At 67.9% G+C, this 23,997-nt stretch carries 20 protein-coding genes; 5 read left to right on the top strand and 15 right to left on the bottom strand.

What is annotated here, in order from left to right; translation table 11 throughout:
• Positions 1-2 precede the first annotated feature (2 nt).
• The 7 genes from APZ15_RS37370 to APZ15_RS37340 form a co-directional block, all read right to left on the bottom strand.
• Positions 3-3,830, bottom strand: a complete 3,828-nt coding sequence (locus tag APZ15_RS37370; protein ID WP_027792379.1) for an AMP-binding protein — start codon at positions 3,828-3,830, stop codon at positions 3-5.
• A gap of 89 nt (positions 3,831-3,919) precedes the next feature.
• Positions 3,920-4,816 (bottom strand): MBL fold metallo-hydrolase, encoded by an 897-nt coding sequence (locus APZ15_RS37365; protein WP_027792380.1) that lies wholly within the window; start codon positions 4,814-4,816, stop codon positions 3,920-3,922.
• Positions 4,817-4,821: 5 nt separating this feature from the next.
• Positions 4,822-5,820, bottom strand: coding sequence for a ketoacyl-ACP synthase III (locus APZ15_RS37360; protein ID WP_027792381.1), 999 nt, complete (start codon positions 5,818-5,820; stop codon positions 4,822-4,824).
• Positions 5,817-6,947 carry a 3-oxoacyl-ACP synthase III family protein gene (locus APZ15_RS37355; protein WP_161801381.1) on the bottom strand — a complete coding sequence of 377 codons (1,131 nt, stop codon included), beginning with the start codon at positions 6,945-6,947 and terminating at the stop codon, positions 5,817-5,819. Before APZ15_RS37355 ends, APZ15_RS37360 begins: the two co-directional genes overlap by 4 nt.
• Complete coding sequence (locus APZ15_RS37350) at positions 6,926-7,813, bottom strand: beta-ketoacyl-[acyl-carrier-protein] synthase family protein (protein ID WP_027792383.1); 888 nt, start codon at positions 7,811-7,813, stop codon at positions 6,926-6,928. The genes APZ15_RS37355 and APZ15_RS37350 overlap by 22 nt, the downstream gene beginning before the upstream one ends.
• The gene (locus tag APZ15_RS37345) at positions 7,810-9,474 is read right to left on the bottom strand and encodes an AMP-binding protein (RefSeq protein WP_027792384.1); all 1,665 of its coding nucleotides are present in this window, start codon (positions 9,472-9,474) and stop codon (positions 7,810-7,812) included. The genes APZ15_RS37350 and APZ15_RS37345 overlap by 4 nt, the downstream gene beginning before the upstream one ends.
• Positions 9,475-10,198: 724 nt before the next feature.
• Positions 10,199-10,870, bottom strand: a complete 672-nt coding sequence (locus APZ15_RS37340) for a TetR/AcrR family transcriptional regulator (RefSeq protein WP_027792385.1) — start codon at positions 10,868-10,870, stop codon at positions 10,199-10,201.
• A gap of 94 nt (positions 10,871-10,964) precedes the next feature.
• Between APZ15_RS37340 and APZ15_RS37335 the strand changes: the two genes are divergently transcribed.
• Both APZ15_RS37335 and APZ15_RS37330 read left to right on the top strand, forming a co-directional pair.
• Positions 10,965-11,795: a Rossmann-fold NAD(P)-binding domain-containing protein gene (locus APZ15_RS37335; RefSeq protein WP_027792386.1), complete on the top strand. Its 831-nt coding sequence runs from the start codon at positions 10,965-10,967 to the stop codon at positions 11,793-11,795.
• The gene (locus APZ15_RS37330) at positions 11,792-12,277 is read left to right on the top strand and encodes an anthrone oxygenase family protein (RefSeq protein ID WP_027792387.1); all 486 of its coding nucleotides are present in this window, start codon (positions 11,792-11,794) and stop codon (positions 12,275-12,277) included. Before APZ15_RS37335 ends, APZ15_RS37330 begins: the two co-directional genes overlap by 4 nt.
• 32 nt (positions 12,278-12,309) lie before the next feature.
• On the opposite strand, the gene APZ15_RS37325 is transcribed toward APZ15_RS37330, so the two are convergent.
• Entirely contained in the window at positions 12,310-13,110 is an 801-nt protein-coding gene (locus tag APZ15_RS37325; protein ID WP_027792388.1) for an AraC family transcriptional regulator, read from the bottom strand.
• Positions 13,111-13,200: 90 nt separating this feature from the next.
• Between APZ15_RS37325 and APZ15_RS37320 the strand changes: the two genes are divergently transcribed.
• Positions 13,201-14,109, top strand: coding sequence for a DMT family transporter (locus APZ15_RS37320; protein WP_027792389.1), 909 nt, complete (start codon positions 13,201-13,203; stop codon positions 14,107-14,109).
• A 26-nt stretch (positions 14,110-14,135) separates the two neighbouring features.
• On the top strand, positions 14,136-15,083 hold the full coding sequence (locus tag APZ15_RS37315) for an ATP-binding protein (protein ID WP_049097199.1): 948 nt from the start codon (positions 14,136-14,138) through the stop codon (positions 15,081-15,083).
• An 8-nt stretch (positions 15,084-15,091) separates the two neighbouring features.
• Here APZ15_RS37315 and APZ15_RS37310 read toward each other — a convergent pair whose 3' ends face one another.
• From APZ15_RS37310 to deoC, 4 genes are all read right to left on the bottom strand, one after another.
• The gene (locus APZ15_RS37310; RefSeq protein ID WP_027792391.1) at positions 15,092-15,958 is read right to left on the bottom strand and encodes a DUF2071 domain-containing protein; all 867 of its coding nucleotides are present in this window, start codon (positions 15,956-15,958) and stop codon (positions 15,092-15,094) included.
• 109 nt (positions 15,959-16,067) lie between these two features.
• Positions 16,068-16,709 (bottom strand): ankyrin repeat domain-containing protein, encoded by a 642-nt coding sequence (locus tag APZ15_RS37305; protein WP_034196263.1) that lies wholly within the window; start codon positions 16,707-16,709, stop codon positions 16,068-16,070.
• Between the two features lie 93 nt (positions 16,710-16,802).
• Complete coding sequence (locus APZ15_RS37300; RefSeq protein ID WP_172535144.1) at positions 16,803-18,305, bottom strand: catalase; 1,503 nt, start codon at positions 18,303-18,305, stop codon at positions 16,803-16,805.
• Between the two features lie 380 nt (positions 18,306-18,685).
• On the bottom strand, positions 18,686-19,366 hold the full coding sequence (gene deoC / locus APZ15_RS37295) for a deoxyribose-phosphate aldolase (RefSeq protein WP_027792394.1): 681 nt from the start codon (positions 19,364-19,366) through the stop codon (positions 18,686-18,688).
• 146 nt (positions 19,367-19,512) lie between these two features.
• Here deoC and deoR point away from each other — a divergent pair, with 146 nt between their 5' ends.
• Positions 19,513-20,283 carry a DNA-binding transcriptional repressor DeoR gene (gene deoR, locus APZ15_RS37290; protein WP_027792395.1) on the top strand — a complete coding sequence of 257 codons (771 nt, stop codon included), beginning with the start codon at positions 19,513-19,515 and terminating at the stop codon, positions 20,281-20,283.
• A gap of 34 nt (positions 20,284-20,317) precedes the next feature.
• Here deoR and APZ15_RS37285 read toward each other — a convergent pair whose 3' ends face one another.
• The 3 genes from APZ15_RS37285 to rbsK are packed head-to-tail and all read right to left on the bottom strand — an operon-like array spanning position 20,318 to position 23,714.
• Positions 20,318-21,370 (bottom strand): aldose 1-epimerase family protein, encoded by a 1,053-nt coding sequence (locus tag APZ15_RS37285; RefSeq protein WP_027792396.1) that lies wholly within the window; start codon positions 21,368-21,370, stop codon positions 20,318-20,320.
• A gap of 2 nt (positions 21,371-21,372) precedes the next feature.
• A complete protein-coding gene (gene fucP / locus APZ15_RS37280; protein ID WP_027792397.1) occupies positions 21,373-22,746 on the bottom strand; it encodes an L-fucose:H+ symporter permease in 1,374 nt (457 codons plus the stop codon).
• A gap of 41 nt (positions 22,747-22,787) precedes the next feature.
• Positions 22,788-23,714: a ribokinase gene (gene rbsK, locus APZ15_RS37275; protein WP_027792398.1), complete on the bottom strand. Its 927-nt coding sequence runs from the start codon at positions 23,712-23,714 to the stop codon at positions 22,788-22,790.
• Positions 23,715-23,997 lie beyond the last annotated feature (283 nt).

Genomic DNA, 23,997 nt, shown 5'->3' with positions numbered 1-23,997 from the left:
TCTCACAGGATCGAAGGTTGGGCTGCAAAGGTTGAAGGGGCATCCGGATCGGCGTGCGCCACGACCGCCGCCGGCGCGGCGCCGCGAGTACGGGGCGCGAGATGGGCGGCCAGCGCGCGAATGGACGGGTAGTCCCAGACCGCCGATGGATCGACGCTCACGCTGAACGCCTCGCTGAATACGATCGTCATTTCGACGGCGAGGATCGAGTCGAAGCCGATCTCGGCGAACGTCGACTCGCGCGTCAATCGAAGCTTGCGGTGCTTGAGGCGCTCGCCCAGCCACGCGATGAGCCATTGTTCGACGGCATGAACCTGCTGGCGATCGAGCAGGCTCGCCGGCTCGCTCGCGATCGGGGCCGGTGCCGAACCGGCGTCTTCGCCGGCCGGCGTGTCGGGTGTGTCGGGCATGCCGGTGGCCGGGTGCTCGCCGGGATTGGCGTCCAGCAGCGGATCGACGAGCTGGCTTGCACCCGGGACCGTTTGCTCGATCGCGCCGATTTCGAGCCCAATCCGCGCGGCCCAGTCGTGCAATTGCGCCGACGTGGTCAGTGCGGATCGCAGACCGACCTGCCGCTGCGCCGCCTCGATCGCGAGTTCGTACCGGCGCTGCGCCCAGCGCAGCGCGCCGTCACCGATGCGCTGCTGCGCAGCCGCACGTTCGGTTACCGCGAGCAGCAATCCCCATTGCGCGACCGTGCCGAGCCAGTAATTGACCCAGACGGCGGCATGCGCGGCGCCGCCGAGTTTCGCCGCATTGGCGAGCCCGTCCCGCGACAGTTGGGCGCCAAGCTCGCGCAGCTCCGTGCCCAGCACGCCGGCGCCCAGCGCACTTTCCAGATAGCGCGGAAGCTCGTCGCTTCCGTTCAGCAGACGGCTGCCGAGGTGAACCAGCAGCGTCTCGGTCGGCCCCTCGAAGATGCGGGTCAGGCGCGCGTCGCGGAAGATCTGCGGCGCGAAGTTGGTCTCGATGTAACCGCGGCCGCCCAGGAACTGCATCAGCTCGTCGGCGGATTGCGACAGCAGCTCGGAGCCGAGAATCTTCGCGATCAGCAGGCAGTCTTCAGGCAACGTGACGCCGAGGTCCAGCTCGGTGGCCAGGTGCTCGACCAGCGCGTCGAGCCCGTCGATGCGGTCGCGCAGCTCGCCCAGGCGCAGGCGGCTCAGCGGATTGTCCAGCAGGAGCCCGGTGGCGACCTCGCGCCGCGCCCCGTAGCGATGCATCAGCTGCGCACAGCGTTTCATGCCGCCCACGCTGACGGCGGCGATACCGAGGCGCGCAATGTTCATCGCGTGCTGCGCCACGGACATGCCCTGGCCGATGTCGCCGAGCCGGCATGCGTCGCCGATCCGCGCCCGATCCAGATGCAGCGAATTCTGGATCATGCCGCGCACGCCCATCGTCAGCTCTTCGGCGCCGATCCGCACGCCCGGCGTGCCGGGGCGCACCGCCAGGCCGACCATTCCCGTGCCGTCGGCCTGCTTCGCGAACACGTTGATGATTCCCGCCCACGCGGACGAGCCGCTCCAGCGCTTGGTGCCGGTGACCAGCCAGTCGCCGGACGCGGTGCGCTGCGCGCGGGAGGCGATCGCGCGGACATGCGAGCCCGCGGCCGGCTCCGTGATCGCGAATGCGGCGAGCATCCGGCCGCTCGCGAGGCTCGGCAGCAGTTCGTCGCGCAACGCCGGCTGCGCGTGCCGCATGATCGGCACGATGCCGAGCGTATTGTTCAGGGCGACGAAAAAAGCCAGCGTCGAATCGATCGCGGCCAGTTGCGCAAACACGCGCGCCATGTCGCGGTGGCCGAGCCCGAGCCCGCCATGCGAGCGGTCGACCGGCATGCCGAGCAGGCCCCGGTTGCCGAAATCGAGCACGACGTGCGGCGGAATGGTGCGTCGCTCGTCGATGGTTCGCGAATCGATCCGCGTGCGGGCGTAGTGCCTGAGCCAGTCGTTCAGTTCGTCGACGGTGGCGGCGGCGTCGCGCCCGCGATCGTTGGCCGCCGGCTTGTCGGCACCGGCGGCCGGGCGCGCGGGCTGCCCGCGATCGGGAGCCGGCGTTTGCGTGCCGGCGTCGACGTCCCACTGCGCGAGGATCGTCAGCGCGCCGTCGTGCAGCTGCGTGCGGCAGGTGCTGCGGCGCACCTTGCCGCTCGACGTCTTCGGCACGCTGCCGGGCGACACCAGCACGATCCTGCTCGGCCCGATGTCGAGGCGGTTCCAGATCGCCTGGCGAATCGCGTCGATGAAGCTGTCGAGATTGCCCTTGCGCTGCGTGCGCTCGACTTCGGCCACGACGATCAGGCGTTCCGCGTCGGCCTGGTCGTCCATGAAGGCCGCGCAGCCGTTCGGCACCAGTTCCGGCACGCCGACGATCAGCGCGTACTCGATGTCTTCCGAGTAGTAGTTGCGGCCGGCGAGGATCACCATGTCCTTGAGCCGGCCGGTGACATACAGTTCGTCATCCAGAATGAAGCCGAGATCGCCGGTGCGCATGAATGCCTGGTCGCGATCGCCGGCCAGCGTGTGACGGAAGGTCGAATGCGTCTGCTCGTCCAGCCGCCAGTAGCCGGCGGCGACGCTCGGGCCGGCCACGCAGATTTCGCCGATGGTCCGGTCGTCGCACCGGGCGTTGGTCTCCAGGTCGCGCACGATCACCTGCTGCTCGCCGTCGGTGCGGCCCACGCCGACCAGAACCCGCTCGCCCGGGCGGTCCAGCGGCTGCGGCGACACGCCGAGGGTCTCGTTGCGCAACACCACCGATTGCCGTTGGAGCGCGGCCTGGTCGACGCACAGCGTGCGGACCGGGTGCCGTTCCGTGCGGCCGGCGACGTACAGCGTGCCCTCCGCCAGCCCGTAGCACGGCAGGAATCCGTCGGCGGCGAAGCCGGCTGCCGCGAAGCGCTGCGAGAAATCCGTCAGGGTGCTGGCGCGCACCGACTCGGCGCCGTTGTACGCGGCCCGCAGGCACGACAGGTCGAGCGTCGCCAGTTGTTCGTCGGAGATCCGCCGGCAGCACATCCGGTACGCGAAATCGGGCGCGCCCGTCAGGTCCGCGCGGTACTGGCTGATCGCGCGCAGCCACAGGTACGGATGCTGGATGAACCGTTCCGGGGCCATCAGCACGCTGCGGAAGCCGCCGTAGAGCGACGTCAGGATCACGCCGATCAGGCCCATGTCGTGATACGGCGGCAGCCAGCTGACGATCGTGCTCGACTCGTCATACGCAAGCCATTCGCGTATCAGCCCCAGGTTGTGGATCAGGTTCGCGTGACTCACCATCACGCCTTTCGGTGTGCCCGTCGTCCCCGACGTGTATTGCAGAAACGCGATGTGGGACGGCTGCACGCCGGCGGGCGAATCCACGGGAGCCAGCGCCTGCGCGCCGCCGACGTCGAGCAGCGTGCTGCCGGACGCGTCGGTATCGGCGAGCCAGGTCGAGCAGCGCGCGTGGTCCTCGGCCGAACAGAGGATCGTGTCGGCGCCCGCGTTTTCGACGATGCCGGCGATCCGCACCATATGCTGCCTGTTGCGCGGCGGGTAGGCTGGCACCGCGATCGCGCCCGCATACAGGCACCCCATGAAGGCGCCGACGTAATCGAGCCCCGGCCGGCACAGCAGCAGCACCCGGTCGCCGACGTCGACCGCGTTCTGCCGCAGCAGCGCGGCGACCCGGCGGGCGCGCGCGTCGAGCTCGGAGAAGGTCATCGATTCGGCCCGTTCCTGCTCGGGCGGCCCGCTCAGGAACACGTAGGCGGTGTGGTCGCCGCGTGTGGCGGCGCGGTTCTGAAGCAATTCGCCAAGCGTAGTCGGCAAGGTCGCAGTGGTCATGATGTCGTCGGAAGAGGAATGAAAACAGCGAGCAGGGGCCTCGCACCGGCCGGCGCCCGTGCGTTGCCGCGGCGGACATCCGGATACGGCTATTCGGCGCGATGGAACAGGTCGATCATGTGCGTCATGCTTTTGAGATGCAGGAAACGCGGCACGACCTTTTCGCTTCTTGCCGCGTAACGGGCCGTCCACTGGTGGGCCAGTGCCTGCGTGGCGGCGGCGTTGCCGCGAACCGCGCGTGCGTCGGCCTCGCGTGCATCGAGGCACGCGCGCGCATGCCGTGCGGCCGACCGGGCGAGCTCGCCGGTGAGGATGCCGTGGTGCCCCAGGGCAAGCCGCGGTGCATGCAGCTGTTCGATGACGTCCAGCGAGTGCCGGTACGCAAACAGGTCCTGAAAGACCAGCGGCAGCCAGTGGGTGGCGTCCTGAAACTCGCCGAGCGCATCCGACACGAAACCGATATCCAGCTGCGGGCAGTAGTAGCCGAACTGGCAGCGGCTGTGGCCCGGCAGCGCGATCGTGCGGATCTGCATCCCGTCGCCGATATCGAGCTGCGCGCCCGGATTGACCGGGTAGAACGGCAGGTCGGACAACTCGGTGAAATCGGCGCCGGCGGCAGGTTCCCACGACCGTGACGCGTGCTCGTCGAGCTGGCGGATGGTGCGGCACGCCGACGGGCTCTGGAACGCATCGAACGCGTCGGGCGAACCGGACACATGGAGCCACGGCATGCGCGACTTGAGCGTCATCAGCAGGCTGCAATGGTCATAGTGCGAGTGGGTGATCAGCCAGTAGCGCAAATGCCGGATGCCGCCGAAGTCCCGCAGCAGGTCGTGAAGCTGCTGCCATACGAGCGCCGTCATGCCGCTCAGGCCGCCCTCGATCAGCGTCGCGGCCTCGTCGTTGACGATCACGTACAGCGGCACGTCGGCGGTGCCGATCAGCGCCAGCCGCGGCTCGATCCACCCGGGGGATGCGTTCAGCATGTCGTTCAGCTCCGATAGAGCGCACAGGCCCATGTCGCGCCCGCGCCGTAGGTCACGAGGAGGTTGAGCTGGCCGGCCGGCATGCGGCCTTGCTCGCGGGCGAGGGAGAGCGCGACCGGAAACGCCGCGCTCGCCATGTTGCCCAGTTGATCGACGGAGATCATGCAGCGCTCGCGGGGCAGCCCGAGCCGCTCGATGACCGCGTCGAGGATGCGTAGGTTCGGCTGGTGCGGCACGACCAGACCGATATCGCCGATCGTCAGCCGGTGCTTGTCGAGCATCTGCCGGCACGCGTCGACGATGCGGCGCGTCGCGTCTTCGAACATCGGCGCGCCTTTCATCCGGAAGTGGTGGCGGCCGGCCGCGATGTCGTCCGCGTCGATGAAGCGCGGGCGCCGCGCGCCGGGCGCCTCGGTGGCGAGCAGGTCGAACTGGGTGCCGTCGGCGCCGAGCGTCAGGTCGATCAGCCCGCGCGCCGGCTCGTCCGTCGCCTGCAGCAGCAGCGCGGCGGCGCCGTCGCTCAGCAGGATCGACAGGTTGCGCCCGGCGTTGCTCGTGTCGATGCGCCGCGACAGCGCCTCGGCGCAGACCAGCAGCACGTTGCGATACAGGCCGCTCGCGAGGAAGTGGCGCGCGATCTCGATCCCGTAGAGCCCGCCGCTGCATTGCGCGCGGATATCGAAGCACGGCACCTCCCGCAAACCGAGCCGGGGCTGGATGTAGCACGCCTGCGACGGATCGTGATGATCGGGCGACAGCGTGTTGACGATCAGCAGGTCGACGTCGTGCGCCGTGACGCCCGCGTCGGCCATGGCGCGTTCCGCGGCCGGGCAGGCGAGATCCGCCAGATGCTGATCGGGGCGGAGATAACGTCGCGCGACGACGCCGGTGCGTTCGCGAATGAACGCGTCGCTGGTGTCGATCATGCCGGCGACTTCGTCGTTGCCGACGATCCGCTCGGGCAGCGCATGGCCGAACCCGGCGATGACGAGACGGGCGCTCATGCCTGACCCTCCTGTTCCGTCACGGCGGCGACCGTGCCGCCCGCATCGGACACGACGGTTTCGCCCCAGCGCCACAATTGCGCACCGAAGCCCCAGCCCGCGCCCGCGCCGGCAATCACGACCTTCGATCCCGGCCGGATCACGCCCTGCCGGATCGACTCGGCCAGCGCGAACGGCACGGCGGCCGACACGAGGCACGCGCAATCGGCCACGCGAATCACGTACTGATCGGACCTGAGCCCGAGCCGCTGCGCCCATGAGCGCACGAGCAGCGCGGACGGCTGGTGGAACACCATCGCATCGATGTCGGCGATGCCGGTGCCGCTCCGGTGCAGCAGCCGCTCGACGATGTCTGGAATGGCCACCGGCATGAAGCGCGAGATCGCCTCCTGCGCTTCGGGCTTGAGCGTGAAATACACGCCGAACGGGTTGTCGGCGCCGGTTTCCGCGTCGTCGTCGGCCGCGGCCTGCGCATTGCGCCACTGCATCGTCACGAGGTCGTAGCGGGTGGCGTCGCTGTGATACGCGGCATCCAGCCAGTCGGCGCCGTCGGGGTCGACCGGCTCCGCGACGAGCACGGCCGCGGCCGCGCCGTCGCCGAAGTTCGTCGACGACTTGCTCGTGTAGTCGACCACCGCCGACATGCGCTCGGACGAGCACACCAGCGCCCGTTTCACGCGCCCCTGCTTGATGAGGTTGGCGGCGAGCTGCAGTTGCAGCACGAAGCTCGCGCATTCCATCTCGATATCGGCATCGAGCGCGCGCGTGGCGCCGAGCCGGTCGCGCAGCGCGCGAGAGAGCCGCGGCGCGAACCGGCGCCGGCCGTCGGCGAGCGACACGAACGGCGACGTCATGTTGAACAGCACCAGGTCGAGTTCGGCGGGTTCCACGCCGGCACGCGCGAGGGCGTCGCGTGCCGTGCGCTCGGCCAGCGCCAGCTCGGATTCGCCGGCATCGGGGTCGATCATGTGGCGCGATTCAATGCCCCAGAATTGCCACCATTCCGCCGGAATGGGCTCGACGCCCGCGAAGACGGGATCGTCGTTGGGTACCTGGCGGGCCGGCAGGCGGCAGGCGAGACTTGCGATTCGGACGTTGTGCACCGTCAGACCTCCATCGTGCTGCAGGCGATGCGCGGCCGGAACGGGTCCAGTGTCATGGCGATCACCGTCCGTTCATCGTCGCGCAACGAAATCGAATCTGCGACGCGCGACGCGAGCCACGCGGGCAGCTGGAACGGGTTCGGAATCTCCCCCGGGCCGGTGACGACGTCGACGCGGAAAGCATCCCGCGCGCCGGTGGCGATCGACGGCCATCCGCCCAGCCACGATTCGCAGAACAGCGTGGCGGCACGCCGGTCGATGCGGCTTTGCGCCGCGTCGAGCATCGCGTTGACCGCGGCGCTCGCATTGGCCGGTTCGGCGTCGAACCGGCCGGTGGTGCGATCGAACCGGCTTTCGAAGCGGGCCAGCGACAGGCTGCCGTTCACGCGCCGGGGCGCGAGCGCGTCGAGCGTCGCGAGCGGCGGGGAATCGAGATCCGCGTAGCGGCTCGCATAAGCGCGGTCATGGCCGGACGGCGTCAGCACGATCGCACCCGCACCGTCGGCGAAGCCGCTCTCGGCCACCTGCTCGACGTCCGCGAGCGCTTCCGCGCGAACGACGAGGGCGCGCCGATAGCCGAGCTGCCGGCAATGGCTTTGCGCGAGATCGAGTGCGAGCGTCCAGTCCGCATCGAGCAGGTCGAACACGGCCGCATGTCGCGCACGCAGGTCGCGCTGCACGGGGTGCGCCAGGCGCGGGCCTGCGATCGACGGGGCGTCCGCCATCCGGCTGGGGGAGATCGACAGGCTGACGATCAGATCCAGTTCCGACGGCAGGCAACCGGCTTGTTGCAGCGCCTGCCTGGCCGCCTTGATCGCGTAGTCGTTCGCGCAGGATTGCGCGGTGGTCGCGGGGGCCGGAACGGCCGCCGCGGCGCCGAGAATTTTCATAGGATTTCTTCGCTTTGGACTGCTTGATTCAGGGAACGCGCCGCGCCATGACCCGCCTGCCGGAGCACGGCGCGCCGCAATTTGCCCGATTCGTTGCGCGGCAAACCGGCGGGGTGATAGGCCACGCGATGCGGGCACTTGTATGGCGCAATCACGCTTTTCACGTGCTGCTGAAGCTGCGTCGTCAACGCGTCCGAGCCGTCGACGCCCGGGCGCAGCACCACGTGCGCGCAGATGAGCGTGCCGCCCCGTTCGTCGACTTGCCCGACGACGCCGCATTCGGCGATATCCGGATGGCGCAGCAGCGCCTGCTCCACTTCGCCGGGCGACACCGTGTAGCCGGAGGTGATGATCATGTCGTCCGCGCGTGCCTGGTAGAACAGATAGCCGTCCTCGTCCAGGTAGGCGCTGTCGCCCGTCAGGTTCCAGCCGTGCTTGACGTAGTCGCGTTGCCGCGTGTCGTTCAGGTAGCGGCATCCGGTCGGCCCCTGCACGGCCAGGTAGCCGATCTCGTAGGGCGGCAGGCACTGGCCGTGTTCGTCCACGACGGCAACGCGGTAACCGGGCACCGCCTTGCCGATCGCGCCGTCCTTCGTGCCGGTGTCGCCCGTCGACGCGAAGATGTGCAGCATCTCGGTCGACCCGATGCCGTCGATCAGGTGCAGGCCGGTGCGGATCTGCCACGCATCGCGCGTCCATGGCGGCAGCGCCTCGCCCGCCGACACGCATTTGCGCAGGGACGAGATGTCGCACGGGTCACGCTGGTCGAGATGGTCGAGCATGGCCCGATAGGCCGCCGGCGCCGTAAACAGGATGCTGACCCGATGCCGCTCGACGGCGGCCAGCAGCTGTTCCGGGCCCGCTTTCGGCAACAGCACGACGCTCGCGCCGACGCTGACTGGAAACAGCAGCAGCGCGCCGAGGCCGAACGTGAACGCGAGCGGCGGCGATCCGCAGAAGACGTCGTCGGCCGTGGGCCGGAGCACGTGCTGCGGAAAGCAGTGGCAGGCCGCCATCACGTCGCGATGAAAATGGACGGTTGCCTTCGGTTCCCCGGTCGTTCCCGACGTGAACGCGATCAGGCAGGGATCGTCCGCGCGTGTTTCGGCGGCCGCGAATGCCGCCGAATGGCCGTCGAGCCAGCGCGCGTGCGGATGCGTGTCGTCCGTGTCGTAGCGTCGAACGTCGCCGCGCCACTGCAGGCTTGCCATCGCCGCGTCGAGTTCTGCGGACAGCCCGGCTTCGCAGATGACGTGCGTGACCCGGGCCCGCCCGATGATGGTCGACAGTTCTCCCGCACGCAGCTTCGGCATCGTTGCGACGGCGACGCCGCCGGCCTTGACCACGCCGAACCACGCGGCGGCCAGCATCGGGTGATTCGCGCCGTGCAGCAGCACCCGATTGCCGGCCACGAGGCCCCCGTCATGGACGAGCAGATTGGCGATCCGGTTGGCGGCATCGCGCAATTCGCGATACGACCACGTGATGCCCGACCCGGTCGTGATCGCCACGCGATCGCCCCAGCCGCGCTCGTCGACGGCGGTATCCAGCAGCGCGGCAGCGCAATTGAGAAACGGCGGAAACTGCAGCCCCGGCAATTCGAAGACGAACGTCGGCCAATCCTCGGCAGGGGGCAAATTCGCGCGGCAAAAGTCGTCCATCGTCAGCGCTCGCAAGAGTGTGAGTTCGAAGTTCGCGATAGCGGTGCGGTGCCGCGCGGGCCGTGCGCCATGACCGGACGCAGCCCGCGCAGCCTGAGTCGCGATGCCAAAGAGATGTGGTCGGGGCGGCAGGCACCTGTCGCCGAGCGACGCACGGCGTGCCCGGTCAACCGGATGAAGGCTGGCCGGTTTCGGTGGAGTGATATCGTCTCATTTGATTTTCAAAATAAACAATAATCGATCGGTTTAATTCAAATTCACCTGAATCTGAAATTCATCGATCAATCTGGTCGGCGTCAAAAAATCCTGGCGCAAGCTTAGCGGAAGCAATATTGAAAAGTAAATGGAAGAATCGATGGATGATTGTGATTATTGATTGAAATCGATTCCATTGATCATCGTCATCTTTTAATTAATCTATTCCGGTAAATCATCTCGCGATTTGTTGACTCCGGCGGAGTCTGGCTGCCGCAGCGCTGAATAAAGCGTCGCGGAGTTCACCGGCGCGAAACGCGCGTCGCTTCACGAAGCGGATTGCATTGCGCAAAAAAACGAAAGCTCCGCGCTTTCGAGCGTCGCGGAGCTTTGAATCGGTTTTAACGGGGAATCAGGGATGCGGGCGCCGCGGTCTCGCGTTGCGCCCTTGGTTTTTGTAATTATATTGGCGAATATTCAATAATGAACGGGGAATGAGAATTTCCCGATTATGAAATTCGTGTGCGGCCTAGCTGTCGAGCACGGAAAGATTTTCCGGCAAGGTTTGCTTGAACATCGCGAGAATCCTGCGCGCCGCCTTCGGCGGCAACTCGATCGCATGTCGCACGGCCGCGGCGATCAACACCATCGTCAATTCCGAGAACGCCGCCAACTGCGCGTCGGGCACCGCCGGTGCGAGTTCCCGCAGCGCATCCGCCAACAGCCCCGCCAGAAACTCGCCGTCCGCCCGGTCGAGCGCCTGCAGTGCGCGGTCGGCCTGCGTGGCCCGCCAGATGTCGCGCATCAGCGGCTCGTCGACGAACATCCGGTAATAGCTGTCCGTGATGCGGGCGAGCGTGGCGTGCAGGTCGTCGAGCGACTTCATCGCGGCGAGATCGCGCCGCACGCAGTCGTGCCCGGCTTCGTTGTAGCGCTCCGCGAGCGTGCCGATCACGGCCGCCTTGTCCGGGAAGTATTGGTACAGCGAACCGAACGAGATGCCCGTGCGCTCGACGATGTCGCTCATCCGGAACGCGTCGCAGCCTTTCTCGATCATCACCTCCGACGCGCTCGCGAGAATGCGCTCGAACCGCTCGCGGCTGCGTTGCTGCGTCGGTACCAGCCGCGCGCGCGCCGGGGTATCCGATGCCGCTGCCGCCGCGTCGGGCTCGTCGTTTTGCCCCGATTTTTGTCGGCCCATGCCGCCTCCGGAAAAACTTGACGTTGCTAATGCGAGAGTCTATCGTGTTTTCGAAACGCGAGACATTCTCGCATTTTGATCAAAGGAGACGGTCATGTCGGCACTTCCCACCCTCATCGTCGGCGGTTCGGGCAAGACGGGCGCCCGCGTCGATGCACGGCTGCGCGCGCGCGGCATCGCGACCCGGCCCGTGTCGCGCACGTCGGCCGTCCGCTTCGACTGGACGGCGCCCGAGACGTGGCCCGCCGTGCTCGAGGGCGTGTCGGCCGCGTACGTGACCTATCAGCCCGATCTGGCGGTCGTGGGCGCGGTGGAGGCGATCGCCGCGTTCGCGCGGCTGGCGCGGGAAAGCGGCGTCGAGCGCGTCGTGCTGCTGTCCGGGCGCGGCGAGCCGCGTGCGCAGGCCGCGGAGGCCGCGCTGCAGGCGTCGGGCGTGGGCTGGGGCGTCGTGCGCGCGAGCTGGTTCAACCAGAACTTCTCCGAGGGCTACCTGATCGACGGCGTGCTGGCCGGCGAAGTCGCGCTGCCGGCCGGCGCGGTGCGCGAGCCGTTCGTCGATGCGGACGACATCGCGGACGTCGCGGTGGCCGCGCTCACCGAGGCGCGCTTCGCGAACCGCGTGATCGAGGTTACGGGCCCGCGCGCGCTGACGTTCGCCGAAGCGGTCGGCGAAATCGCGCGGGCCGCCGGCCGGCCGGTCGCCTATCGCGAGATTCCGGCCGATGCGTTCGTGGCCGGATTGCGCGAGGCCGGCGTACCGGAACCGGTCGTCGCGCTGCTCGACGATCTGTTCGGCGTGGTGCTCGACGGGCGCAACAGTGCGGTGACGCACGGCATCGAAGCGACGCTCGGGCGGCCGGCACGCGACTTCGCCGACTATGCGCGCGCGACGGCCGCGACCGGCGTGTGGAGTGCACGATCATGATCGCGTTCGTGACGCCCGTCTTGCTGTGGGGCTCGGCCATCGGCTGCGGGCTGATGGCCGGCGTGTACTTCGCGTTTTCGACGTTCGTGATGACGTCGCTCGGACGGATCGCGCCGCATGCCGGCGTGGCCGCGATGAACGCGATCAACGTCGACATCGTGCGTTCGCCGTTCATGCCGCTGTTCCTCGTCACGACGCTGATGGCGCTGGCCCTGGTCGTGATCGCGCTGCTCGATCGCGGCCAGCCGGGGGCGATGGCGGCGCTCGCGGGCGGCGTGCTGTACGTGTTCGGCATGTTCGCGGTGACGATGGCCGTCAACGTGCCGCTCAACGATGCGCTCGCCGCGGCCGATCCGTCGACCGCGCACGGCGCCGCGCTGTGGACGCGCTACGTGCACGACTGGACGAGGTGGAATCACGTGCGCACGGTCGCGTCGGCCGCCGCATGCGTGTTCTTCATCGCGGGGATCGCGGCGCGGTAGCGCCCCCGTCGCGCACGGCCGCGCGCTACGCGCTACGCGTAAAACGCCGACGGCGACACGCCGAAATGCCGCTTGAACATCGCCGAGAACGCGCTCTGGCTGCTGTAGCCGTGATCCATCGCGACGGTCAGCACCTTCTCGCCGTGCGCGAGGCGCTTGAGCGCGAGCAGCAGCCGCGCCTGCTCCCGCCAGCGGCGGAAGCTGAGCCCCGTCTCGCGCCGGAACGCGCGATGCAGCGTACGCACCGACAGGCCGAGCCGGTCGGCCCATTCGGCGATCGTGCGCGGATCGTCGGGCGCGGCGACGAGCGAGTCGCAGATCGTCCGCAGCCGTGCGTCGTGCGGCCACGGCAGGTACAGCGGCAGCAGCGGCGCGACCGTCACCTCGGCGAGCAGCAGGTGCATCAGGTGATCGTGGCGCGAGCCCGGCGCGTAGTCGAGCGGCACGTCGACCGCGGCGAGGATCAGCTCGCGCAGCAGCGGATGCACTTCCACCACGCAACTGCGCGAGGGCAGGTGCTCGACCGTGCCCGGTTCGACGAACACGGTGCGCATCTGCACGTCGCCGCTCATCTGCACCGTGTGGTCGAGGCCGGCTTCGAGCCACACGCCGCGCGTGGGCGGCACGACCCACGATGCGCCCTCGGACTGCACGTGCATCACGCCCTCGATCGCATAGAGCAGTTGCGCGCGGCGATGGCAGTGCGTCGGTATCGACGTGCCGTGCGGGTACGCCGCCGCCATCGCCGACACCGGCATCGGCGTCGATTCGTAGCGCAGGTGCGCAAGCGGCGGGGTGGGCTCGAGTGTCCGATTGGCGACAAGTCCTGACATTTTGGCGTGAGACAGGCAGTTGGGCGGGCGGGCACGATGGCGTTCCGATTCACGCCCGCACCCTGCCACGATATTAATCCGTCAAACGCGATGAACAAGCCTCCTTTTCTGTTTCCCTTCTGCGCGATCGCGCTGTGGGCCGGCAACGTGGTCGTGTCGAAGCTGTCGGCATCGACGATCGACCCGTCGGCGATCACGTTCTACCGGCTGCTGCTCGCCGTCGCGCTGATGAGCGTGTTCACGCTGCGCCCCGCATGGCGCAACCGCGCGGCGCTCGTCGCGCACCTGCCGAAGCTCGCGGTGCTCGGTTTTCTCGCGATGGCGCTGTTCCAGAGCCTGTCCTACGAGGCCGCGAAAACGACGAGCGCGACCAACATGGCGATCATCACGGCGCTCGTGCCGCTGATGACGATGGCGCTCAGCTCGCTGCTGCTCGGCGATCCGCCGGGGGCCGGCATGATCGGCGGCGGGGTGCTGTCGCTCGCGGGCGTCGTCTACCTGATCGCCGAGGGGCACCCGACGACGATCGCCGCGCGCGGCGTGCACGCGGGCGACCTGCTGATGCTGGCCGCGTCGGCCGCGTATGCGCTGTACGGCGTGCTGCTCAAGCGCTGGCGCATCGGCGCGCTGCCGGCGTGGCAGTCGACCTACGTGCAGGCGCTCGCCGCGCTCGTCTTCATGGTGCCGATGCTGCTGCGCTTGCCCGCGCAGGCGGCGTGGCCGACCCGCGCGAGCGTGCCGCTGATCCTGTATGCCGGTGTGCTGGCGTCGGTCGTGCTGCCGTACCTGTGGATGCAGGGCGTGCGGCTGCTCGGCCCGAGCCGCTGCGCGATGTTCATGAACCTGCTGCCGGTGATGACGGCCGGCGGCGCGATCGTGCTGCTCGGCGAATCGCTGCGGCTGTATCACCTGATCGGCGGCGGCGTCGCGCTCGTCGGCGTGGCGATCGCGCAGCGGTTCCCGTTCCACGCGAGTGCGTCGCAGGGAGTACGGCAATGAGCGGCGACCGCGACATGCAGAACCTGATGGCCGCGCTGCCGGACGCGCACGCATCCGTCGACGGTCCGGCGCTCGCGCATCAGCTCGAACGGATCGCGACCGCGCTCGAGGCACTCGCGGGCACCGGCCGGCCGGCGGCCGTCGATTTCGACGCGGCCGTCGCGTTCCGCTGGCGCGGTTTCGACGGCGGGCCGCGCACGGCGCCGCTCGAACCGGTTGCGGCGCCCGCGCTGATAACGTTCGATGCGCTGCGCAACGTCGAGCGTCAGGTGGCGATCGTCGAACGGAACACGCGGCAGTTCGTGCGCGGGTTCGCGGCCAATCATGTGCTGTTGACCGGCGCGCGCGGCACCGGGAAGTCGTCGATCGTGAAAGCGTGCCTGCACGCGTTCGCGCCGCACGGGCTGCGGCTGATCGAGGTCGGCAAGGAGCGGCTGAGCGATCTGCCGGCGATCGTCGAGCTGGTGCGTGCGCGGCCCGAGCGGTACATCGTGTTCTGCGACGACCTGTCGTTCGAGGCCGGCGAGACCGGTTACAAGGAGTTGAAGACGGTGCTCGACGGCTCGGTCGCGAGCGACCTGTCGAACGTGCTCGTGTACGCGACGTCGAATCGCCGCCACCTGATGCCCGAGCAGGCGAGCGACAACGCGAACGTGTCGCGCGCGGAGAACGGCGAACTGCATCCGGGCGACGCGGTCGAGGAGCGGATTTCGTTGTCCGAGCGCTTCGGGATCTGGGTGACGTTCTACGGGTTCACGCAGGATGCGTACCTGGCCGTCGTCGAAAGCCGGCTCGGCGAAGCCGGGTTCGATGCGGAGCAGATCCGCGCGGCGCGCGAACCGGCGCTGCAGTGGGCGCTGGAGCGCGGTGCGCGGTCGGGGCGGATTGCCGGGCAGTTCGTGCGGGATTACCTCGGGCGGCTGGCGGACGAACGCGACGCGGACGCACCCGCGCACGCGCGGCGCGCGGTTTGAGCGGGGCGTTACAGCACCCGCTCCGACAACACGCGGAACGCAACATCCGGCACGACGAAGCACAGCGGTTCGCCGGTCGCGCCGATCCGCGAGAGGAAGGCGCCGCCGCCGACCGGTTCGACCGGTTTCAGCGGGCGGACCGCATCGATGTCGATCGGCAGGTCGATCGACGCATGGGCGAGGCCGTCGCAGTCCGCGACATGCGCGACGGCCGCGTGCTGCAGCGACAGGTAGGCGATGGCGTCGCGCCAGCTTCCGAAGAACGGCGCGAACGCGGCGGGTAGCGTGTCGTCGTTCGATACGGCCGCCGAGCAGTGGAAGTCGGGCGCGCTCCCGGTCCCGCCTGACAGCAGCGTTCGATAACGCCCGTCCTGCACGGCATGGGTGAAGCGCGCGGCGAGATGCGACGGCAGCGCGTCGCTGAAGAGCCGGCTGCCGAGCGCATAGAGCGGATGATCGAACACGTTCTTCACGAACAGCACCGTGCGATCGGCCGGCACGCCACCCGGCAGCGCATCGACGTAAAGCCGCCAGTTGCTTTGCAGCGGCGACGGGAACACGCGTCGCAGCGGGCCCGCGATACGCGGGCCGAAATGGCGGTGCGCATAGGTGAGGATCGTGAACGGCGTGCGGCCGTCGCGGCTCGCGAGCGTGACGCCGCGCGGCACCAGGTGCGCGACGGCGGCGACATCGACGAGCCAGGTGCAGTACACGACGTTCTCGACTTCGCTCGCGAGTTGCAGGAACGGCAGCCGCGACAGCAGCGCGCGGCGTGCGCGCAGCAGCGGGCGGCTCGCGACGAGCCGGTTGGCGAGGCGGCCGACGGGGCCGGCGGACGGGTAAACGAAGGCGTTGTCTTGGCGCATGACCGGCATTGTGCCGATGTCGCGGAGCGGGCGGAAGAGGCGCCTTCGTCGAAACCGTCGGTGCCCGCCTTTGCCGTTCGGAGATCATGCCCTTGACGGCCGGTTCAAGGTCGAGCGGTCACGGCCTCGAGCGTAACGTCACATCGGCATTCGGTGTCGCGCCAACCTTTTCCAGTGCGGCAACCGCGGCGTCGTTGCCTTGCAGGATCGCGTTCTGCAGCGCGGTGCGGCCGAGCGCATCGACGTGATCGGGGTTCGCGCCGTGTGCGACGAGTACCGGCAGCATGTCGAGGCGGCCGAACAGCGCGGCGAACGACAGCGCCGTTTCGCCGGCGTGATTGGTCTGGTCGATCGGGCAGTGCGTGTCGGCCAGCCGCTTCGCGATCGCGGTCTCGCCCTTGAACAGCGCGCCCATCAGGGCCGTGTTGCCGTGACGATCGCCGAGACACGGGTCCGCGCCGTTGCGCAGCAGATAGTCGAGCGTTGCGGGCTGGTCGCGGTAGGCGGCCAGGATGACCGCCGTATAACCTTCGCGTGTCGTCGCGTCGATCGGATAGCGCGCGTCGACGAGTGCCTGCAGGATGTCGATGCGACCGAGGCGCGCGGCGGCAAACCATGCGTCGTCATAGCGGCGCAGGTCGGCGTGCGCATCGGGGTGCGGCACGGCCGCGGGCGGTGCGGTTTGTGCGCAGGCCGCGAGCACGGCGGCTCCGGCGATCGCGAGCGCGCGGGAGAGGGCAGTTCGGAGTCGATTCTTCATCAGCAATGCGCGCCGCGCGTGGCCGCGCGGCGCAATCGGATCGATGGGTCGGGACGCGAAGGCCGCACCGGCAGCCTTCGCGGGGTTGCCCGATCAGTTCTCGACGAGTTTGTCGGCGAGCGATTTCACGCGGGTCAGGTCGGCGTGCGTGGCACGCGCCAGGCGCGTCCCGTAGTCCGCATCGGCCTTGTAGAAGTACGACAGCATCGCGTACTTGTTCGCGTCGTTCGTCACGTGGTTCAGGTCACCCGACAACGCGGTCACCAGATCCTGCCGCTCCTGCGCGGGCAGCGTGCGGTAGTACTCGCCCGCCTGCCGGAAGTTCAGCGTCTTGCGGATCGCGACTTGTTGCGTCGTGCCGGCAAGCGGCGTCTGGACCGATTTGTACCGCGGGTTCTGCGCGAGTTCGTTCAGCGCCGACGGCTCGTAGTTCACTTCGCCCTTGCGGTCGCCGAAGTTCATCGCGCCGTCCTGGTTGTTGTTCGTGACGGGCACGCGCGGACGGTTGATCGGCAACTGGTTGAAGTTCGCGCCGAGGCGGTACATCTGCGTATCGGCGTACGAGAACATCCGGCCCTGCAGCATCCGGTCTTCCGACGGCTCGATGCCCGGCACCATCCGCGACGGGGCAAAGGCGGATTCCTCGGTCGACTCGAAGTAGTTGTCCGGCACGCGGTTCAGCGTCAGCGTCCCGATCTTGCGCTCCGGCACGCCGGTCCATACCTTGGTGTCGTCGAGCGGGTTGAAGTCGAACGCGTCGAGCTCGGACGGCTTCAGCACCTGGATGTAGAGATCCCACTTCGGTGCGTTGCCCGCCTTCAGTGCGCCGTACAGGTCGTTCGTCATCAGGTTCCAGTCCGCGCCGATCGAGCCCGGAATGTCCTTCGGGCGCAGCCCGTGCATCCCTTGCGCGCTCTTCCAGTGGAACTTCACGTACGTGTACTTGCCGTCGGCGTTGACGAACTTGAATGCGTGCACGCCGTAGCCGTCCATGTTCCGGTACGAATCGGGCATGCCCTCGATCGAGTACAGCCGGGTCAGCATGCTGGTTGCTTCGGGCGCGTGCGCGAAGAAATCGAACGCGAGGTTCGCATCCTGCACGCCGGTGACCGCGCTCGGCTTGTTCGCGTGGACGAAGTCCGGGAACTTGATCGCGTCGCGGATGAAGAAGATCGGCAGGTTGATCCCGACCAGATCCCAGTTGCCCTGTTCCGTATAGAACTTCACGGCGAAACCGCGCGGATCGCGCGCCTGCTCGGGCGAGCCGCGATAACCCATCACGGTCGAGAAGCGGACGAATACGGGCGTTTTCGTGCCGGGCGTGAAGACCTTGGCCGTCGTCAGGTCGCTGATGTCGGCGCTCGGCACGAATTCACCGAACGCGCCGGTGCCGCGGGCATGCACGACACGCTCGGGGATGCGTTCGCGATCGAAGCGCTGGAGTTTTTCGATGAGATGCGAGTCTTGCAGGAGCACCGGCCCGTTCGGCCCGGCTGTCTGCGAATTCTGGTTGTCGCCGACGGGCGAGCCGTTGTCGCGCGTCAGTTCGGCAGCGTGTGAGGAAGAGGCCAATGCGACGCAGGCCGCGGCAATCATGCTCTGCAAGAAGCGATTCGCGGTGTTTGACATATCGATGAGGTTCCTTGGATGAAATTCGGGGGAAGACCCCGCCGAACTGTAGTCTCGTCGACATGCGCGATGCCAATTGAATCTCTCTAATTGAGTGATAGGTGATCGTTGTTTATCGCAGATGATTCGGCTAACTAAGTTATTTCATGGCCGGCCGCCGGGCAGCAGGACAACGCGATACGGGCCACGGATGCTCTATCGATCTGAAGCTGTGCGTTACGTGCATGGAACCGGATCGACGACGCGACGGCCATGCCGACTGCAAGGCCGCTGAAGAGGATCGACAACGCGCGCGGTAGCAGCGGCGGCGCGAGGTGCACCACCGCAGCCGTCGGTGGCCCGCGTCGTCAATACGCCGATTCGACGCCGCCCTGATCGGTGACGATCGCCACCCCCGAACTCGTGCCGAGCCGCGTCGCGCCAGCCTCGATCATCGCCAGCGCGGCCGCGCGGTCGCGTACGCCGCCCGATGCCTTCACGCCGAGCACGGGGCCGACCGTGCGGCGCATCAGCGCGACATCCGCGAGCGTCGCGCCGCCGTGGCCGAACCCGGTCGACGTCTTCACGAACGCGACGCCGAGATCGCGGCACATCTGGCACACGCGCACCTTCTCGTCGTCGGTCAGCAGCCCCGTTTCGAGGATCACCTTGAGCGGCACCGCACCGCAGGCACGGTGCACGGCTTCGATGTCGGCCTTCACGTCGTCGGCGCGGCCGCTCTTCAGCGCGCCGATGTTGATCACCATGTCGATCTCGCCGGCGCCCGCCGCGATCGCGGCGGTGGCTTCGAATGCCTTGGCGGCCGACAGCCCCGCGCCGAGCGGAAAACCCACCACGGCGCAGACGAGCACGCCGGTATCGGCCAGCTCGCGCGCGGCGAGCGGCACGTTCGCCGAATTCACGCAGACCGAGTAAAAGCGATGCTCGGCCGCCTGGCGGCAGAGGTCGCGGATCTGCGCGTCGCTCGCGTCGGGCGCGAGCAGCGTGTGATCGATGGTTTGAGCGAGTTGGGCGTTGGAAAGCGGCATGTTTCAGGACTCCACGGATCGTGTGCCGGAAGGGCACACGGAAAGTTGATGTTTTCACATCGGTTTGTTACAAATACGACATTCCGGCCGGGCCCGCGCGCCCGGCACGACAAGCGACGGACGCGGCGCGCACGCAGGATACTGGCATGGAAACGAAGAAGGGCGAACGAATCAAGACGCTGATGAACGTGCTGCAAGGGCAGAACGCGATTCATCTGAAGGAAGTCGCCGAGCTGTTCGGCGTATCGGAAATGACGATCCGCCGCGATCTCGCGGACAACCCGCACGGCCTCAGCCTGATCGGCGGCTACGTGACCCGCCACTTCGCCGCGCAGCGCAGCGACATCGGCGAGTACGTGGTCAGCGCCGAGAACGACCGGCAGACCGAGGAGAAGCGCCGCATCGGCAAGCTGGCCGCGCAGTTCGTGACGACCGGCGACACGATCTTCGTCGACTGCGGCTCGACCACGCCGTTCGTCGTCGACTTCATTCCGGACGACCTCGAATTCACCGCCGTCTGCAATTCGCTGAACGTGTTCGCGAAGCTGCAGCAGAAGCCGCATTGCAGCGTGATCCTGTGCGGCGGTGCGTACCATCGCAAGAACATGGTGTTCGAGTCGGTGGCCGAGACGGGCATCCTCGATACGGTGCGCGTGTCGAAGGCGTTCATCTCGGCGGCCGGCGTGAGCGACCGCTGCGGCGTGACCTGCTTCAACTTCCACGAAGTCGACGCGAAGAAGAAGGTGATGGAACGCGCGCAGAACCGCTTCCTGCTCGTCGACCACACGAAGTTCGACGAAGTGCGCGCGGCCTATTTCGCCGAGCTGACCGACTTCAACTACGTGATCTCGGACGGGCAACTGAGCGGCCGCTACGAAACGACGATCCGCGAACACGGGATCGCGCTCGTGACCTGACGCCGTGCGCGCGGGCATCGCGCTTTGCATCGCCTCAGGCATGGCGGGCTTCCGCCGCGCTCAGGTAGCCGGTGACGACCTCGAAGCGGCGCGTCGCGCCCGGCGCGAGTGTCGCGACATGGCCCTTGCGGCGTTCGGCCTGATAACCCTCCGGCTCGCAGGTCGACGGCAGCGCGAATGCGGCGACCTGCTGGTCCGCGTTGTGCAGGATCCAGCGCGTCGCGTGCGGGAATTGCTCGGGGCGGTACGCGGTGTGGAATGCGCCGCCGTCCGGATGCGCGAGCCGGAAATGCGCGACGCCGCCGGCATCCGTTTCCGCATCGTTCATGAAGAACACGATCTCCGGGTCGTACAGCGCGGGCGCATCGAGCGTGTGAAGCCGTTGCGGTTCGCGCGCGAGCGTGGCCGTGTAGTCGCGCCATGCGGCGGTCGGCTTCACGTGCGCGGGCACGCTGTCGCGCAGCCGCAGCCCGTTGTGCGGCAGCGACTGCACGAAACGGCCGCCGGGCACGTACGCGTAGTTCAGGTGCGCCATGTACATCAGGTCCATCGGCGCGCCGCCGAGATTCGTCACGTCCATCGAGATCGTCATCTGCGCGTCGTGCTCCGTGAGCCGCACCGACGGACGCGCCATGTAGTGGCTGCCGAAACCCTGCACGTATTCGTACTCGCCGGTCACTTCGACGAACGCACCGCGCGCGTCCGCGCCGACGACCAGGCTCGCGCGGTCCATCGGCGCGCACGGCATCTCGCCGTGCAGCGCGTGCGTGTCGTCCGGCCCCGGGCAGCCGTTGCGCAGCAGCCCGCTGTGGAACATGAAGCAGCCGTAGGTATCGATGATCGAAGCCGCGCGTTTCGGTTGCCGGAACATGTGCTTCATCGTCAGGTCGCGGCCGTCGAACGCGGCGGCCCAGATCATCTGGCCGAGATACGGCAGCACGACGAGATGGCCGCGCCGGTTCTCGAGCTTCAGCGCCTCGACGCCGGACGGATACGCGAACGCGGTGACGGTCAGGCCGTCGGTGCGGTACAGCGTGCGCGGCGTGTCGCGGAAGTCGTCGCGCCGCAGTTCGATTTCGCCTCGCATGCTCATGCTCCCGACGTGTTGCGCGTGGCGGCGTAGCGCGCGGCTGCGGGGCCGTCGGCGGTTGCGTCGGGCGTCGCGGCCGGCAGGTGGCGCAGGCAGTAGAAGCCGTAGTAGACGATCACGACGAAGCAGGCGAGCGGCACGACGAACGCGAGCTGCATGTTGCCGCCCGTGTGGTCGGAGATCAGCCCCTGGATCAGCGGCACGACCGCGCCGCCGACGATGCTCATCACGAGGATCGAGCCGCCGTATTCGGTGTCCTTGCCGAGCCCGTCGATCGTGAGACCGTAGATGGTCGGCCAGCACGGGCCGAGGAACACGCTCACGCCCACGGCCGCATAGACGGCCGTGATGTTGTGCACGCTGATCGTGTACGCGAGCAGCACGATGCACAGGATGCCGTAGACGATCAGCACCTTGGCCGGGCCGACGCGCTTCATCACGAGCGTGGCGACCAGCTTGCCGACGAAGAACGCGAAGAACGTCGCGAGCAGGTAGTGCGACGCGCCGCGCTCGGTGAGGCCGCCGATCTGCATCGCGAGCCGGATCGTGAAGCTCCACACGCCGACCTGCGCGCCGACGTACAGGAACTGCGCGACGACGCCCGCGACGAAGCGCCGGTTGCCGAACAGGCGCGCGAGCGTGCCGCGTGCGTCGATCCGGTGCGTGGCCGCGCCGGGGCCGTTGCCCTTGCAGGCCGGGTACGGCGTGAGCGCGAACACGATGAACACGGCGACGAGCACGACGATCAGCCACTTGTACGGCTCGAGCGTGGCCTGGATCATCGCGAGCTGGTGCACGTGGGCTTCGGCCGCCGACATCGCGGCAAGCTGCGCGTGCGACGCATCGCCTTCCTTGAAGATCAGGAAGCTGCCCATGTAGACGCCGGCCATCGCGCCGAACGGATAGAACGTCTGCGAGATGTTCAGCCGCCGCGTGCTGGTTTCGCGCGGGCCCATCAGCGTCGAATACGAGTTCGACGCGGTTTCGAGGAACGACAGGCCCGCCGCGATCACGAACAGCGCGACGAGGAACATTCCGTACTTCGCCATCGACGCGGCCGGGAAGAACAGCAGGCAGCCGGTCGTGTAGAGCAGCAGGCCGACCAGGATCGTCGTCTTGTAGCTGAACTTCTTCACGACGGTCGCGGCCGGAATCGCGAGGAAGAAGTAGCCGAGATAAAACGCGGACTGCACGAACGCGGATTCGAAATCGGACAGGAAGAACGACTTCTTGAACTGCGCGATCAGCACGTCGTTCAGGTTCGCGGCGGTGCCCCACAGCGCGAACAGGCAGCACAGCAGCGTGAAGGCGAAGAGCGGCGTGCGGTTCAGGTAATAGCCGTCGGGTGTGTGTTCGATTCTGGCTCGGCCCATGGGTGTCTCCTTCCTGGTTGTCTCGTCGATGAAGGCGCCGTTCAGATGCCGGCGTCGCGGAGGAAGCGTTCGAACGTCGCGGTGTCGGCGTACGACTTCTGCGTGCCGAGGCCCGTGACCGAATGCGCGGCGTACGCGGACGCGTAACGCATCGCGTCGAGCGCGTTGCGCGATGCGGCGTAGCAGCGCGCGAAGCAGCCGATGTATGCGTCGCCGGCGCCTGTCGTGTCGCGCGCGTCGACCGGCACGCCGGGCACGTGCCGCACGCCGTCGCGCGAGACCAGCAGCGAACCGTCGCTGCCGAGCGTGACGAGCACGTGCTTCAGCCCGCGCGCGACCAGCGCTTCGGCGGCGCGTGCCGCGGTGTCGCGCGAATCGACCGGCATGCCCGACACGATCGCGAGCTCGGTTTCGTTCGGCACGAAGAATTCGACGGTGCGGATCCGCTCGAAATCGAGATCGGCGACCGCGGGCGCGGGGTTCAGCAGCACCGGAATGCCGTGGCGTGCGCCGAATTCGATCGCGTGATAGACGGTGTCGAGCTCGATCTCGAGCTGCAGCACGATCAGCGCGCATTCGGCGAGCTGCGGCGCGGCCGCGTCGATGTCGGCCGGCGTCAGGTGGCGGTTGGCGCCCTTGACGATCAGGATGCTGTTGCTCGAATCGGGCTCGACGAAGATCGGCGCGACGCCGCTCGGCACGCCGGCGACCTTGCGCACGTGCGTGGTGTCGATGCCTTCTCGCTCGAAGTTGCGGATCGTGTTGTCGGCGAACACGTCGTCGCCGACCTTCGTGACCATCACGACGCGCGCGCCGAGGCGGGCGGCCGCGACCGCCTGGTTCGCGCCCTTGCCGCCGCAGCCCAGTTCGAAATTCGGCGCCTCGAGCGTTTCGCCCCGGGCGGGCATGCGTGCGACGTAGGTCACGAGGTCGACCATGTTGCTGCCGATAACGGCGATTGTCTCCATCTGCGTCTCTTCCTTGGTATGGGGTGCGCCGCGCGGGTGGTGGGCGGCGGCATGCACGATATGATAATAAAATCACATTGATTGTGAAAATGCAATCACATGATGTTTGAAGGGTTACGCTCGACGCGCGATGTGGATGGGGTGGCTTCCCGGGGAAATCGACGTGTTGGCCGGTTTTGCCGTCGGATGTCGGATGAATTCGACGCGGCAGGGCCCCGCGCCGCGGAGCGCCGCAGCAGGAATGCCGTTCGGATGTGGGGAGGGGCGCCGGGCGTGACGGGCC

It is taken from the genome of Burkholderia cepacia ATCC 25416 (assembly GCF_001411495.1).
Taxonomy (GTDB): domain Bacteria; phylum Pseudomonadota; class Gammaproteobacteria; order Burkholderiales; family Burkholderiaceae; genus Burkholderia; species Burkholderia cepacia.
The sequence above is the reverse complement of the archived record's forward strand: the minus strand, read 5'-3'. Positions and strand labels throughout refer to the sequence as shown.

Coding starts and splice junctions, on each gene's coding strand:
- APZ15_RS37325 (WP_027792388.1), bottom strand. CDS start 13,110: ATGTCAGGACTTGTCGCCAATCGGACACTCGAGCCCACCCCGCCGCTT.
- APZ15_RS37305 (WP_034196263.1), bottom strand. CDS start 16,709: ATGAAGAATCGACTCCGAACTGCCCTCTCCCGCGCGCTCGCGATCGCC.
- rbsK (WP_027792398.1), bottom strand. CDS start 23,714: ATGGAGACAATCGCCGTTATCGGCAGCAACATGGTCGACCTCGTGACC.
- APZ15_RS37315 (WP_049097199.1), top strand. CDS start 14,136: ATGGCCGCGCTGCCGGACGCGCACGCATCCGTCGACGGTCCGGCGCTC.
- APZ15_RS37330 (WP_027792387.1), top strand. CDS start 11,792: ATGATCGCGTTCGTGACGCCCGTCTTGCTGTGGGGCTCGGCCATCGGC.
- APZ15_RS37370 (WP_027792379.1), bottom strand. CDS start 3,830: ATGACCACTGCGACCTTGCCGACTACGCTTGGCGAATTGCTTCAGAAC.
- APZ15_RS37320 (WP_027792389.1), top strand. CDS start 13,201: ATGAACAAGCCTCCTTTTCTGTTTCCCTTCTGCGCGATCGCGCTGTGG.
- APZ15_RS37360 (WP_027792381.1), bottom strand. CDS start 5,820: ATGAGCGCCCGTCTCGTCATCGCCGGGTTCGGCCATGCGCTGCCCGAG.
- APZ15_RS37285 (WP_027792396.1), bottom strand. CDS start 21,370: ATGCGAGGCGAAATCGAACTGCGGCGCGACGACTTCCGCGACACGCCG.
- APZ15_RS37340 (WP_027792385.1), bottom strand. CDS start 10,870: ATGGGCCGACAAAAATCGGGGCAAAACGACGAGCCCGACGCGGCGGCA.
- APZ15_RS37365 (WP_027792380.1), bottom strand. CDS start 4,816: ATGCTGAACGCATCCCCCGGGTGGATCGAGCCGCGGCTGGCGCTGATC.
- APZ15_RS37345 (WP_027792384.1), bottom strand. CDS start 9,474: ATGGACGACTTTTGCCGCGCGAATTTGCCCCCTGCCGAGGATTGGCCG.
- APZ15_RS37350 (WP_027792383.1), bottom strand. CDS start 7,813: ATGAAAATTCTCGGCGCCGCGGCGGCCGTTCCGGCCCCCGCGACCACC.
- APZ15_RS37335 (WP_027792386.1), top strand. CDS start 10,965: ATGTCGGCACTTCCCACCCTCATCGTCGGCGGTTCGGGCAAGACGGGC.
- deoR (WP_027792395.1), top strand. CDS start 19,513: ATGGAAACGAAGAAGGGCGAACGAATCAAGACGCTGATGAACGTGCTG.
- deoC (WP_027792394.1), bottom strand. CDS start 19,366: ATGCCGCTTTCCAACGCCCAACTCGCTCAAACCATCGATCACACGCTG.
- fucP (WP_027792397.1), bottom strand. CDS start 22,746: ATGGGCCGAGCCAGAATCGAACACACACCCGACGGCTATTACCTGAAC.
- APZ15_RS37310 (WP_027792391.1), bottom strand. CDS start 15,958: ATGCCGGTCATGCGCCAAGACAACGCCTTCGTTTACCCGTCCGCCGGC.
- APZ15_RS37300 (WP_172535144.1), bottom strand. CDS start 18,305: ATGATTGCCGCGGCCTGCGTCGCATTGGCCTCTTCCTCACACGCTGCC.